General features: G+C 39.0%; 14 protein-coding genes and 2 tRNA genes. 6 read left to right on the top strand and 10 right to left on the bottom strand.

Annotated elements, in window-relative coordinates; translation table 11 throughout:
• Nucleotides 1-25 precede the first annotated feature (25 nt).
• From BUE31_RS04760 to BUE31_RS04745, 4 genes are all read left to right on the top strand, one after another.
• Complete coding sequence (locus BUE31_RS04760) at nucleotides 26-508, top strand: regulatory protein RecX (RefSeq protein ID WP_073400743.1); 483 nt, start codon at nucleotides 26-28, stop codon at nucleotides 506-508.
• A gap of 216 nt (nucleotides 509-724) precedes the next feature.
• Nucleotides 725-797 (top strand) — tRNA-Gly (locus BUE31_RS04755).
• A gap of 81 nt (nucleotides 798-878) precedes the next feature.
• A tRNA-Leu gene (locus BUE31_RS04750) sits at nucleotides 879-963 on the top strand.
• A 186-nt stretch (nucleotides 964-1,149) separates the two neighbouring features.
• Nucleotides 1,150-2,676 carry a hypothetical protein gene (locus tag BUE31_RS04745; RefSeq protein ID WP_073400741.1) on the top strand — a complete coding sequence of 509 codons (1,527 nt, stop codon included), beginning with the start codon at nucleotides 1,150-1,152 and terminating at the stop codon, nucleotides 2,674-2,676.
• 175 nt (nucleotides 2,677-2,851) lie between these two features.
• Here the strand turns inward: BUE31_RS04745 and BUE31_RS04740 are convergent, their stop codons facing one another.
• A complete protein-coding gene (locus BUE31_RS04740) occupies nucleotides 2,852-3,724 on the bottom strand; it encodes a hypothetical protein (RefSeq protein WP_073400739.1) in 873 nt (290 codons plus the stop codon).
• 1,028 nt (nucleotides 3,725-4,752) lie between these two features.
• Here BUE31_RS04740 and BUE31_RS04730 point away from each other — a divergent pair.
• The gene (locus BUE31_RS04730) at nucleotides 4,753-5,274 is read left to right on the top strand and encodes a hypothetical protein (RefSeq protein ID WP_073400728.1); all 522 of its coding nucleotides are present in this window, start codon (nucleotides 4,753-4,755) and stop codon (nucleotides 5,272-5,274) included.
• Between the two features lie 154 nt (nucleotides 5,275-5,428).
• Here BUE31_RS04730 and BUE31_RS04725 read toward each other — a convergent pair whose 3' ends face one another.
• From BUE31_RS04725 to BUE31_RS04710, 4 genes are all read right to left on the bottom strand, one after another.
• On the bottom strand, nucleotides 5,429-6,049 hold the full coding sequence (locus tag BUE31_RS04725) for a dihydrofolate reductase family protein (RefSeq protein ID WP_073401671.1): 621 nt from the start codon (nucleotides 6,047-6,049) through the stop codon (nucleotides 5,429-5,431).
• 132 nt (nucleotides 6,050-6,181) lie between these two features.
• Entirely contained in the window at nucleotides 6,182-6,673 is a 492-nt protein-coding gene (locus tag BUE31_RS04720) for an SRPBCC family protein (RefSeq protein ID WP_073400726.1), read from the bottom strand.
• 2 nt (nucleotides 6,674-6,675) lie between these two features.
• The gene (locus BUE31_RS04715) at nucleotides 6,676-6,996 is read right to left on the bottom strand and encodes an ArsR/SmtB family transcription factor (protein ID WP_073400724.1); all 321 of its coding nucleotides are present in this window, start codon (nucleotides 6,994-6,996) and stop codon (nucleotides 6,676-6,678) included.
• A gap of 177 nt (nucleotides 6,997-7,173) precedes the next feature.
• A complete protein-coding gene (locus BUE31_RS04710) occupies nucleotides 7,174-8,187 on the bottom strand; it encodes a zinc-dependent alcohol dehydrogenase family protein (protein WP_073400722.1) in 1,014 nt (337 codons plus the stop codon).
• Nucleotides 8,188-8,440: 253 nt separating this feature from the next.
• Here BUE31_RS04710 and BUE31_RS04705 point away from each other — a divergent pair, with 253 nt between their 5' ends.
• Nucleotides 8,441-8,824: a winged helix-turn-helix transcriptional regulator gene (locus tag BUE31_RS04705; RefSeq protein WP_073401669.1), complete on the top strand. Its 384-nt coding sequence runs from the start codon at nucleotides 8,441-8,443 to the stop codon at nucleotides 8,822-8,824.
• A 179-nt stretch (nucleotides 8,825-9,003) separates the two neighbouring features.
• Here BUE31_RS04705 and BUE31_RS04700 read toward each other — a convergent pair whose 3' ends face one another.
• From BUE31_RS04700 to BUE31_RS04680, 5 genes are all read right to left on the bottom strand, one after another.
• Complete coding sequence (locus BUE31_RS04700) at nucleotides 9,004-9,216, bottom strand: hypothetical protein (protein WP_073401667.1); 213 nt, start codon at nucleotides 9,214-9,216, stop codon at nucleotides 9,004-9,006.
• A gap of 66 nt (nucleotides 9,217-9,282) precedes the next feature.
• Entirely contained in the window at nucleotides 9,283-10,569 is a 1,287-nt protein-coding gene (locus BUE31_RS04695) for a serine hydrolase domain-containing protein (RefSeq protein ID WP_073400720.1), read from the bottom strand.
• Between the two features lie 203 nt (nucleotides 10,570-10,772).
• Nucleotides 10,773-11,351, bottom strand: coding sequence for a dihydrofolate reductase family protein (locus BUE31_RS04690; RefSeq protein ID WP_073400718.1), 579 nt, complete (start codon nucleotides 11,349-11,351; stop codon nucleotides 10,773-10,775).
• Between the two features lie 200 nt (nucleotides 11,352-11,551).
• The gene (locus BUE31_RS04685; RefSeq protein ID WP_073400716.1) at nucleotides 11,552-12,046 is read right to left on the bottom strand and encodes an SRPBCC domain-containing protein; all 495 of its coding nucleotides are present in this window, start codon (nucleotides 12,044-12,046) and stop codon (nucleotides 11,552-11,554) included.
• A gap of 11 nt (nucleotides 12,047-12,057) precedes the next feature.
• Nucleotides 12,058-12,363, bottom strand: coding sequence for an ArsR/SmtB family transcription factor (locus BUE31_RS04680; protein ID WP_073400714.1), 306 nt, complete (start codon nucleotides 12,361-12,363; stop codon nucleotides 12,058-12,060).
• Between the last annotated feature and the right edge of the window lie 76 nt (nucleotides 12,364-12,439).

Below are 12,439 nucleotides of genomic sequence, written 5' to 3'. Positions count from 1 at the left end.
AATTTTTAACGATTTTTGACTTTAAATGGATAACCCCAAAACAAACAAAATAACTGATGAAAAGGTTGCCCTGGCAAAGGCCGAAAATTATTGCGCTTACCAGGAACGCTCGCAGCAGGAGGTACGCAATAAACTTTATGAGTGGGGGTTGTGGGAAGCTGCGGTAGAAAATATCATTATCTTATTGATAGAAGGTCGCTTTTTAAATGAGGAACGCTTTGCAAAAGCTTACGCGCAAGGTAAGTTTAAGCAAAAAGGGTGGGGGAAGATCAAGATAAAACAAGGGCTTAAATTAAAAAAAGTGCCTGATGTTTTGATAAAAAAGGCATTGCTGACCATAAGTGGCGACGACTATTTGAAGACGCTTGAAAGGCTTTTGGAGAAAAAAGACAAAACAATAACCGAAAAAGATACCCGGAAACGCCAATATAAACTGCAACAGTACGCTTTTAGCCGCGGATATGAGAGCGATCTGGTTTTAGATGTTTTAAGGAAAGGGGTTGATTAGGTTGATTGAGTTGATAAAGTTGAATGGTTGAAAATTTTTATTCAAATGTAAGTATTTCGGTAACAATAACTTAATCAACTCAATGCACGATAATCAGCTAAAAATTAAAAAAAATGAATTTTTCGCTTGCAGAATATTCATTTCTGCCTATATTTGCACTCCGCAAGCGAAAAGATAGTCAGCGATTGAAGATCAGCAAAGCGGAGAATAAAAAATGCGAAAGTAGCTCAGTTGGTAGAGCACGACCTTGCCAAGGTCGGGGTCGCGAGTTCGAATCTCGTCTTTCGCTCAAATCCCTTTCACAAGAAGGGATTTATTGTTAAAAGGTTAGTATATTTATCCAAGTAGAAAGCCTGAACAAATGGACCATGCTCAGATGGTGGAACTGGTAGACACGCAGGACTTAAAATCCTGTTCCCGTAAACGGAGTGCGGGTTCGATTCCCGCTCTGAGTACATTTAAGAATCGACATGAAGCCTGATATGAAAATATCGGGCTTTGTTGTGTTATCGGCACAAGATTCTATGGATCAGTACTACCTAAATAGGCGCAAAAATTAAAAATAGTGAGAGTTATCTGCTTCTCAAAGTTTAATTACTTTTGAAATTATTATCTTTAAATAATTCTCTTGAATTGTATAAATGGTCTTAAAACGTTTTAAAAAACCTCTTATAGTAATAGCACTATTTACCTCTGGGTTTTTAATATATTGCTTATGGTTTTCTTTGAAAACACACTTTTATTATGCCGCAGTTGAGCAGAAAAAAAAGCATGACTCGCTGGCAAAGAGTCAAGGACTTCTAGCAGTATATAATCCAGATATAAAAATCGACCAATCATCACTTCGGCTTGAGGATTTTCCTGACGCCGACCCTCATCCTTATTATATAATAGAAAATAGCATTTCGAGACAAAGTCATTTACCTGATTTGGATGTCGACACATTTCAGACAATTTCCTCTAAAAAAAACATAGCTTTTTATGGCGATACTTTTATAAACAATAGTCAATTCAAACTGGCTAAAATAAATTGCAACATAAGTTTTAATACATGTAAATTAGCATATTCGGATGTAAATGATTCAACAACTGAGTATTCTGGATTTGAAATTCAGCAAATAAGTTTTACTAAAGAACTTGCTTTCGTAAACAATGATATTTATAATGATCTTTCCATCAGCTCCTGCCAATTTAACGCACCTGTATCTTTTTTACAAAATAGGTTCTACGGTGGAAATCTTTTTTTTAATGGTTCGTATTTTACATCAGGAGTTAACCTAAGCGATATTGTTTTCAAACCACAACCCCATGATAAGCCGAGCCCTCTTTTATTATTTGTCGAGTTCAATCAAGATACGATTAAAGGGAAATTGGATATATCACATCTTAATTTTGGTAAAACAGAAATCAAAACAGTAACATTTTATCAAACAGCCATTGATAGCATAGACGTTTCTTCTGATAATCTTGTTGATACTTTATACTTACAGCGGGAAAATATCCAATTAATCGCTCAAAAACAATGGTGGGTTAGAAATCATTTCTTTTCATTTATATTTTCTCCTTTTTTCGATACTCTATCATTCCCGAAAACTAAAATAAATCTCACTGATTTAGACATAAAAAAAGCAGCTATTGATTATTCGCTATTTCAATTATATTTTAAAGATTCCGTTAATGTAAATAAAAAAAGCGCCGTCTATGTGGGGCTATTAGATAAGTATGCAAAAAACGGGGAGACTGAAAACTATAAATTAGTTGATATTGACTATCATAATTTCCAGGGTGGTTTTTTCAGTTTTTTTAGTAAATATTGGTGGAACTATGGATATAGCAAATGGTTGATATTTATTTGGTGCCTTTTTTTTATAGGAGTGTTTAGCTTAATTAATTATTTACTGCTACCAAAAATCTATTATACCTACCCCTTGCTGCATATAAATAATTATCATCATTGGGTCATTCGGCACCAAACATTTTCGAAAAAAAACAAGAAAAACTTAAGGTATTTTACGTGTCTCATATATACTTGTATTCTATTTTTCGGGATCAAGCTTGAGCTTAGTAATCTGAAGTTTTATAAATTGTCTATTGCAATTTTCATACTTTTTCAATTTACTATTGGGCTAATTTGTACTGGTTTTATAATTCATTTAATCGTTCAATAGAATAATGCATTATTAGATATCCCTCCCGCCGGTTCAAGAGTTCCTCTTGAACCCAAGCAATGTAAGCGTCCCGCTTACAACAGGCATTTTGCCACGCAGGAAAATAGCTGGATATTTATTACCATGCAGCGCAAGGCCTCAATCCGAAAAGTACGCTGGGGATTATTTGGTAACGTCAGCGGGACGCTGACATGGGTTGTGGTTCAAGCGGGACGCTTGAACCGGCGGGAGGTTTTATTAAAAGATAATGCAGGCTGTCTCCCTCGTTGTCAACAAAGGTTCTGGCTCCCCCTGCTAGCCAAACCAATCGCTGCGCCTGTACAGCAGTGTCTTTTCGCCAATCATATTGCGAATCACTTTCGTTGACTAATAATTTCCCTATTGTTATCGTAAATACTACAGCGGCTATCGCAAGTATCCCTAATATGCCTGCTAAAAATTTCTGCCTGGATATATTCGCATTTTCGGTCTTTAATGTTCTGAACTCACCCACGAAATTCATGATAAATATAACATTAACCAGGTAGCAGCCAATCGAACTCCATTGGGCAATTTTCCCTAACATGCTAATAATCCATACATTTTTAGGATACATACCTCCAATAAGTGCTGACACTAAAACGAGGCCGATCACCAACCCGCAAATTCCTGCCAGCTTTAACCAGAATCTTTTTCGTGTATTTGAAAATATAAGGACTACAGCGTATACAATAATAGCGCATAAGTTAAGAAGAAGTGCAGGCATGTAATAGCTTCTTAATTCTCCTGACGTTAAGGCAATATAAAGGACTGTAGTATAGCCGAGATTTGTTATTACGACAATGACACCTGTAAAAAAGGCAAACCGGTAGTTTCGATCGTAATAATACTTCAACAATAATATTGATCCTATAAAGGCAGTGATATTCGCTACTAAAAACCACGAGATATAGGAATCGAGCTTGTAAATTTCAGACCCAATTTTGAACTCGATTATGAAGTTCCATATACCAGAGCCAGTGGTTAGAGCCAAAAAAACAATTAAAATAATGTAAAGGATTTTATTCATCGTTAAACTGTTTTACTTGATTTATAGTCTTTTAAGGTTCAATAGGTGTACTGGTTAATGTACTTGTTCTAAGGCGGTCTATTCTTAGTAAGACTGACGATTTAATATACAGGCAATCTACAAATTTTAAACGATTGGATGAACTTGCCACAACCTTTTTCAAAACGCTTATTCTATGCAATTATCCGCTTGTCCAAGCATTTTGCCTGGATACATAACAATTTAAGCGGCAAAGGAATGGGCGGGGGAATAAATTTTAGTCCCACTCCGAACGATCACTGAAAAGGTGTGACGAAAAGTCAATTTCACTTTATTTGCCCTAATTGTTTTATATACCTTTCACCAATTTGATACGAAAATTTATTGCAATCAAATATCAGCGTGTAATTTCCTCCGGGCTTTCCTTTCTTCATTCCCGACACTATTTGATTAAACTCTTTTGCCGCTTCTATTAAGAGGGTTGGTTTGGCGATCGGGAGGTTATGTGTCCTCGCCGGTTTAAGTGTCTCGCTTCCAGCCGGTTCAAGAGTCCCTCTTGAACCCAAGCAATGTAAGCGGGACGCTTACAACAGGCATTTTGCCACGCAGGAAAATAGCTGGATATTTATTACCATGCAGCGCAAGTCCTCAATCCGAAAAGTACGCTGGGGATTATTTGGTAACGTCAGCGGGACGCTGACATGGGTTGTGGTTCAAGCGGGACGCTTGAACCGGCGGGAGATAATTGTCCAACAACGCGGATCTCACCAACTAATTATCAAGCAAACATTATTTCTGGTTCAATCAAAAACGGGTTAGATATTTAAAAAACTACGTTAATCATCAAACAGAGTGGCAAACCGTTTCAGGTCATCTAAGAATTGGTTGGTTGGGACGCCGGGTTTGAGTACTTAGAATCGACGCAAAGCCTGGTATGTGAATATCGGGCTTTGTTGTTATTAGCGGTTTGACCCCGGCTTGATCCATTTTAATTGATTAAGTTATCTATATTTAATTTTAGAATCTTTGTTGATAAGCACTTTTGATTTATGAGATTAAAAATTAATGACGATGATGGATTTATTGCATTGGTAAACAATGCCAATTATAAAGGCTTCGTAGACGATGATTGGCAATTTGATCAGTTGATGACACATTTTGTAGATCAAATGAATGTCGGAAATATCGTTGTTTGGCAAACCTCTAATAACGGAGGTGGGAATTGGCTTGTATCATTTCAAGGACAGCCATCCAGTATACAGGCTTTCAGGCAATTTGAACAACTCATTAATGTAACTACAGGAGAACTATTTTTAACGAATTATAGTGATTTGACAATGGCTGCTCAGTTTTCTGATGCCTCCATTCCTGCGGCTCATAATACTGCCCTAAAAATTAGGCTTGATAATGGTTGGTATAAACTTACCGTAAGACAATTATTTGACCCCGATAACAATTTACAATATTTTGATATCGAAACAGATGAGAATATCTCATTTGAAATTATCATCGCGCCTTCCCTTGAATTTGTGCAGCAACCAGTAAGTGATGTTTACTGGCATGAACTTTAAGCACAAAATTACTGGGATGTTAATTTCCACCTGCGTCCCGTTTAAATTAAAAAACGGGAACTATTATTCCATATTTAGTGCCAATCAGAATGCCATTAAAAGTTATTATTGTAAGCGGCACGCTTGAACAGGCGGGGTTAGCGTGTATGTATTCTTATTTCTTCGTCAATTTGTATCTCAAGTGTGTTGTCAAGTCTGATGGTATTACTTCTACAATTTGAATATCATATTTGTCTTTGTCAATGCCGTCAAACAGCCGGATCCCACTTCCTAAAAAAACAGGGGCAATGTGAATGAAAAATTCGTCCACAAGCCCTGCGTTGAGATATTGTTGAATAGTATCCGCACCGCCCTGGATCCTGATGTCCTTTCCTTTGGCTGATTGTCTTGCTTTTTCTAATGCACTTTGGATTCCGTCATTAATGAAATAAAAAGTTGTTATCCCTTTTTGCACCCAGGGCTCGCGTTTTTCGTGTGTCAGCACATAAACATCCGCTTTGTATAGATCTTCTTTCCAATGGACTTCGCCTTCTTCAAACATTCGCTTTCCCATGATGTAAGCACCTGTTCTTGCAAACACATCATCAATTAATTTACTGTCAGCACCGTACTCTTCACCGCCTTCCATGTTGACGTTCTTCCAAAATGCTTTTTGTTTAAACATCCATTGGTGAATCTGCCCTGCAACGCCACCCATTGGGTTTTCCGGACTCCTGTTGTCGCCTGCGAAAAAGCCGTCAAGTGATATTCCGCTGTCAAAGATAATTTTACTCATAATTTTTATTTTTTTATTGTTTGTCCAAGTTAATTTTTGTCCGTTGGTTTGATTGTTGGCACAGTCGTCCGTCAATTACCACTAACTATTGTATTGAAGCAATCACATTATGCCAATACCGCTAAATAAATGTTATTCAGGTAATTGTCCGGTTAACAGTTGATTTAGTTTATTAAACATCATGATCCAGCCAAGATAAGCACCCGTTTTCCTGGCTTCCGCTTCAGAAACAGTTTCATGGATTGTTGCTTTTGTTTGATTACCTATTGATTCAAACGTCACAGTGGTCAGGATTTCGCCAGGCCATTGTGCTGACATTCCGGCTGCTAATCCATCAGTCAGATCACCATTTTCATTAGTAAATCGGATTGTGAAAACCAGCTTTTCCGGTTGCAATATTTCCAAATAAGTACCAATAACCCAGGCGCCTCCGTGTAGGGGATGATGAATGTGGTAATGGAACTGCCCTCCTTGTTTTACTTCGATGGACTTGTATGTTATGGTGCATCCATCCGGAGCATACCAACGCTTGAGTTTTTCAGGGTCGGTCCATGCTTCAAAAACCTCCCCGATAGGAGCATCAAATAAGTGGGTTATTAAAAGCTCTTTGTCTGGCGATTTCATATTTATAGTTTTTTTGTTTCAGCTAAAAATTTATCCAGTTTCTCAAAGCGCTGACCCCACAGCTTACGGGATTTGTTCACCCAATCAACCACTTCATCTAATTGATCAAGCCTGGCCTCACAAAATTGTTCCCGGCCTTTCTGAGTAAGCGTAATCATGCCGCATTCATTCAGAACTTTAAGATGCTTGGCAATCCCTTGCCTGGTAATTCCGGAATCTTCTACAATTTGACCAATATTTAACGCCCCGCCCGATAACTTCTGAATAATCATTCTCCTGGTAGGGTCTGCAATAGCCTGATAAACGTCTCGTCTTTCGATCATAATACAACCATTTGGTTGTCAAATATAAGCACAACCAAATGGTTGTACAAATTTTTAATTTTTTTTTGAGGCATATACTATCCATTTTTTTTAGAAAATCGATAGTCAAAAATTCTCCCGCCGGTTAAAATCGCTTGAACCTACTGGTTTTCACGTGGTTAAATCATAGCTGAAATTTTAAAGACTTATACAAAGCTTTCCAAAATGCGACGAGCGTTCCAGTAAAGTTAAAGCCTCTTTTGCTTCATCAAAGGAGTATGTTTTATCTATTATCGGATGAATATTATTTACTTCCAGGGCATTATTCATCTTATTAAACATTTCTTTTGACCCTACATTGATGCCTTGCAGCTTTATTTGTTTGGTCATGATTTTTACAGTATTAATGTTCCCCTTTAAGCCGTTGATTAGGCCGATTATAGATATGGTACCATCCAATGCTACAGCATCAATGGATTTATTAATATGATCGCTTCCCACTACTTCTACTACGTGATCAACGCCGCGGCCATTTGTTATATTCAATACCTCATCTTCCCAATTGGGAAATTGTTTATAGTTGATCAGGTGATTTACACCCATTTGTTTAGCACGTTGTAATTTTTCGTCACTACCGGATAATAATATGACTTCAGCACCTGCCATAAGTGCAAACTGGATAGAAAATAATGATACACCACCTGTTCCCTGAATAAGAACAGTATTCCCAGGTTGTATCTTGTCTTTTTCCATTAAACTATGCCAGGCAGTAAGTCCGGCACATGGAAGTGTTGCCGCTTCACTGTCAGTTAGAAAAGCCGGAACTTTGATCAGTTCATTTTCATTGAACACTACATATTCCTGGAGCAAGCCATCTCTAACCTTTCCTCCCAAAGGATTTGCTAACTTTTCAGCCGTCAATTTTCCATCAAGCCAGTTTGGAAGGAAAAGCCCGGCTACCCTATCATTTGCAGATACCGTTGTTACTTCACTTCCTACTTCCACAATGGTTCCTACTCCATCAGAAACAGGGATCCTTCCAACGGGGGGCTTCCAGTCGTCAACACCTTTGATCACCAAAAGGTCTCTGTAATTTAAAGACAAGGCCTTGATTTTAACTAATACCTGGTTTGGCAGAAGTTGAAGATGATCTTTTTCAATTAAACTTAAACTGGCTATGCTATAGCCCTTTGTGATTTGATATGCTTTCATATTATTTTATTAATCCCGTTAAAGCGAATTTAGACCAGAGGGATATTTTGCATTTATCCTTTTGACTTACTTTCCCTCAATAATATCTTATGGGTTGTAATCACAGTTCCGGTGACTACTAGATCTATCGACAGGACAATTCATTTAATCAGTTTTTACTTACTAAAATGTAATTTTATGGCACAAATGTATGGCTTTAAAAAGCCCATGGATCGGACCATGCCCTTTGTGAGTTACTAATAAAGAAATGAGTATGACTAAAAAGAAAGTTAATTCGACAAACACCTTAAATGAATTTTATCTTGAAGAAAGATGTACTTTAAATAAAGTATTGAAGATTATTGGAAAAAGATGGGTATCAGAAGTATTGGTACTTATTAAACAGGACATTTTGCGGTTCTCAAACTTAAAGGAATGCCTGAATGGTATTTCAGATAATGTGCTGTCGTCAGTGTTGAATGAATTAGTTAGGTCAAAGCTTGTAGAGAAAAAGATTTTCTACCAGGTACCATTGAAAGTGGAATATCATATTACTCATAGCGGCCTTGAACTAACCAGGGTGATGCATGAACTTTGTGATTGGGGTAAGGAGCATATTGCTTATGAAATCCGAATGAAACCCACTGTTATCAAATAGGGTTTATACTCCTGTAGAAGAAGCCTATGCTACTGTGCAATACTATCCGGAACAACCGATAGTACTTCTTTGCCGGCAGTAAAATTTAACATAAGGCCGGTGTTTCAACGCACCACTTATGATTATTTAATAATTAGAAAATGTCTGGATGGGCGGGCTTTACCGGCTTCCGGACTTATCTACACCAGCTCCTGGCAATTAAAACCTGCCATGAGCAGCAGTTGCTCTACTGAACCGGGATTTAGACCGGTAGCCTCGATACGTAGTACTTTATCACAATCATCCAGGTCGAAATTCCACTGGCGAATTGTTGGAAAAGAAGTGAGCAGGGGCGCAACCACGCTCACCTTTTTCTTGCTGGTTACATTCGTCTTAAAAACTAAGATTTCCATTATGTTTTTTTTATTTCCGCCGGGGGGCATGAATGACTTGATGACCTTAATAACGAATAAATCAACTCAATTATTCAGCGCCGCGTATACCATAGCCACGAATTTTTCATTTAGTTCGGCATGCGGATATGGAAATTCCTGTGCAAAGAATAAACAAACCAGGTGCTCTTTTGGATCTGCCCAGTATTCGGTACCATAAAACCCTGCCCAGCTAAATGAGCCTTCGGTTTGGCCAAGTGCTGCCTGCCCGGCTTTGGTTGTCACGCCGAATCCCAGGCCAAATTTATTCTGGCCGTCAAACATTGTTAAATTGCCGATTTGATTCATTGTCATCAATTCGACCGTATGCCTGGCGAGCAAACGATGGCCGTTATAAACACCTTTATTCAAAAGCATCTGCAAAAAAATTGCATAATCCTTTATGGTTGAGCTTAAACCCGCCCCGCCCGAATAATAGGTTCCGTTAACCAGCGGGTAATCCGCAGAAACACCCTGAAAAGTCGTTTTATCCCATTTAACCAAATGCTGTTGCGTATCCGGCCTATAAACCGCTACAAGCCTTGAATATTTTGCTTTCGGCAGATAGAAATAGGTATCGTTCATTCCTAAAGGCTGAAATATTCTTTCTTTAAAAAATCTGTCGAGGCTTTTGCCGGTGACCTTTTCAACCAGGTAACCCAATACGTCGATGCCTAAACTGTAGGTAAATTGTTCTCCCGGCTGATGAACCAAAGGTAGGGTTCCTAATTTATTAATTGCATCTGCAAGAAGTAGCTTATCGCTTACAAAACCGAGGTAAATACCTGCTTTTGCATAAATCGCGTTCATCTTATCCGACCCAATCTGCGCATAATCAACGCCTGACGTATGGGTTAACAAGTCCCTGATCGTAACTTCTCTTTTAGCTACGATGGTAGTATAGCTTGAATCTTTGGGGTTAAATTCAACCAGTACCTTAGGATGCGCAAATGATGGGATGTATTTTGAGATAGGATCATCAAGCAGGAACTTTCCTTCTTCAAACAACATCATAACCGCCACGCTGGTGATTGCTTTGGTTTGTGATGCGATGCGAAATATAGCATCGGTTTTCATCGGGATGTTCTTTTCGGCATCCGCCATGCCGAAAGCTTTGTAATAGACTATCTTTCCATTACGCGCTATAAAAGCATCCACGCCTTTTACCCAGCCCGAATCGATATATTGTTCTACCTGTTTGTCGATGCGATTGAGCCGCTCCGGTGAAAATTTTTCAGTAATTGCACTACCAGGTTGCAAAGTATTGTTTTGACAGAATACGTTGATCATACCCAGGATAAGCAGCAATAAAAGGAACAAAAATTTCTTTTTCATCTTTTAATTAATTACGGTGATTGCTTTAACTCCGACCTATATCGGAAGGTTGATTGATTTTATAGTGTTTTGCTTCACCTTTTAAATCCCTCTGACATGGAATGTTAACAAAATGAGCTACGCCGATCTGGTTGAACGTATGTAAAAGAAACCGGCGAAGCTTGTTAATGAGAGCGTTGAATGGGGCATCTTAGACTCCCGCCTTATACCGGCACGTATTTATTGAGCACTTTCCCGTTTTTGTAAGCTACTGAACTTTCTAACTTCAGAATTTTTCTCTCCTTAAAAATGGATAGGCCTGCACCTATGGCAACGGGATTAACGATAATATAATATTCATCAATAAGGTTCAAGCTGACAAGTGAGCTTACAAAGCTGGCGCCGCCGTAAACAAGGAGATCCTTGCCGGGTTGGTTTTTTAGCGCCTGTATTGCAGTGGCCAGGTCGCCGTTTTCCACTTCAACGTTACGGCCGGGGATGGAGGTTTCGGTATGGCTGAATACAATCTTGCGATGATCGGCTATCAACTGCGCCAAAGGGTGCCAGGGGTTGTCTTGCTGGTTGTCGGCCACGTTTTCCCAGTGACCGATGAAACCGGGAGTCATTTTGCGGCCCAGCAGAATGGTATCGCAGCCGGCAGCAAGCTCGGCGCCGAACCCGATGATCTTTTGTAAAACCTCTGGGTCCTGTTTGCCATGTATGATCATCCAGTCGTTCTCACCGTTCGGGCCGGCTGCAAAGCCGTCGATGGAGATTTGCATTTGTAGTTTTAATTTTCGCATAATAATCTTTTTTTAAATTTATCGTGTTTGTTAAATGTTTCTTTTTGTGTTCATGCTTTCCAAACCTTTTCAACCGGTGCGTTAAACAGATGTATCACAGTGACTTTTATAATGGCAAAGTCTTTTGCGACCGCTATGTTTTTTGTCATGGCTGTTAGTTTTATAAGTAATTTATACTATTTAAAAAGAAGAAACCGGACCTATTCCGAAGCCAGTAATTCATCCAGCTGGTTATAACCCATGATAGTGCCTTCTTTAAAGCCCATTTCCGCGAACATTTTAACAGTGGCCTCATCGGTGAAGATTTTCACCACATCGACCTTCGTTTTATTACCGTCAATGGATGAGAATTTAGCCTCAGTGTATGATTTTGGCGCACCGGCAACCGTGGTACCACCCTCATCACAAAACATATTTGTTGATGAAATGATGCTGCCATTTTCTATCGCGGTAAATTCGGCAAGTGTCCAGTGTTTCTGGCCTTCAGGGCTAACCATTGCATACAGCCATATTCCGCCCACAGTAAAATCCATAATTTTGGTTTCGGCCGTCCAGGGTTTCGGCGCAATCCATTTTTCAATCAGGGCTGGTTCAGTCCAGGCCCTCCATACTTTTTCAATTGACGCGTTAAATTCGCGGCTTATGTGGATCTTTTTAGCAGCAAGGTCTGTTTCGAACACAAAATTGTTTGTCATGATTGTTTAATTTATAAGTCATTTAATAGGTTATCTAACTGGTTAAAACGGGTCTCCCATAATTTGCGGAAGGCTTCCATCCAATGGTCTATCTCTTTCATTTTATCAAAATTTAGCTGGTAATAAATTTCGCGTCCGCGCTGCGTCTGGTCAACAGCGCCGCATTTGGCTAGCACCTGTATGTGCTTTGACACCCCCTGCCTGCTGCTGTCAAAATGCCCGGCAATGGCATTGGGTGTCATGGCGCCTACAGTAAGTAATGTCAGGATCGCTCTGCGGGTAGGGTCGGCTATGGCCTGGTAAATATCGTGTTTCATATATTGCGCAACTCATTAGTTGCACAAATATATATGCAACTATCGAGTTGCGCAAATTTTTTTGAAAATATTTTCA

Source organism: Mucilaginibacter sp. OK098 (assembly GCF_900142915.1).
Taxonomy (GTDB): Bacteria; Bacteroidota; Bacteroidia; order Sphingobacteriales; family Sphingobacteriaceae; genus Mucilaginibacter.
This window is presented reverse-complemented; position numbering and strand designations above follow the sequence as displayed.

Coding starts and splice junctions, on each gene's coding strand:
- BUE31_RS04710 (WP_073400722.1), bottom strand. CDS start 8,187: ATGAAAGCATATCAAATCACAAAGGGCTATAGCATAGCCAGTTTAAGT.
- BUE31_RS04760 (WP_073400743.1), top strand. CDS start 26: ATGGATAACCCCAAAACAAACAAAATAACTGATGAAAAGGTTGCCCTG.
- BUE31_RS04685 (WP_073400716.1), bottom strand. CDS start 12,046: ATGACAAACAATTTTGTGTTCGAAACAGACCTTGCTGCTAAAAAGATC.
- BUE31_RS04680 (WP_073400714.1), bottom strand. CDS start 12,363: ATGAAACACGATATTTACCAGGCCATAGCCGACCCTACCCGCAGAGCG.
- BUE31_RS04695 (WP_073400720.1), bottom strand. CDS start 10,569: ATGAAAAAGAAATTTTTGTTCCTTTTATTGCTGCTTATCCTGGGTATG.
- BUE31_RS04745 (WP_073400741.1), top strand. CDS start 1,150: ATGGTCTTAAAACGTTTTAAAAAACCTCTTATAGTAATAGCACTATTT.
- BUE31_RS04730 (WP_073400728.1), top strand. CDS start 4,753: ATGAGATTAAAAATTAATGACGATGATGGATTTATTGCATTGGTAAAC.
- BUE31_RS04740 (WP_073400739.1), bottom strand. CDS start 3,724: ATGAATAAAATCCTTTACATTATTTTAATTGTTTTTTTGGCTCTAACC.
- BUE31_RS04715 (WP_073400724.1), bottom strand. CDS start 6,996: ATGATCGAAAGACGAGACGTTTATCAGGCTATTGCAGACCCTACCAGG.
- BUE31_RS04725 (WP_073401671.1), bottom strand. CDS start 6,049: ATGAGTAAAATTATCTTTGACAGCGGAATATCACTTGACGGCTTTTTC.
- BUE31_RS04705 (WP_073401669.1), top strand. CDS start 8,441: ATGACTAAAAAGAAAGTTAATTCGACAAACACCTTAAATGAATTTTAT.
- BUE31_RS04720 (WP_073400726.1), bottom strand. CDS start 6,673: ATGAAATCGCCAGACAAAGAGCTTTTAATAACCCACTTATTTGATGCT.
- BUE31_RS04700 (WP_073401667.1), bottom strand. CDS start 9,216: ATGGAAATCTTAGTTTTTAAGACGAATGTAACCAGCAAGAAAAAGGTG.
- BUE31_RS04690 (WP_073400718.1), bottom strand. CDS start 11,351: ATGCGAAAATTAAAACTACAAATGCAAATCTCCATCGACGGCTTTGCA.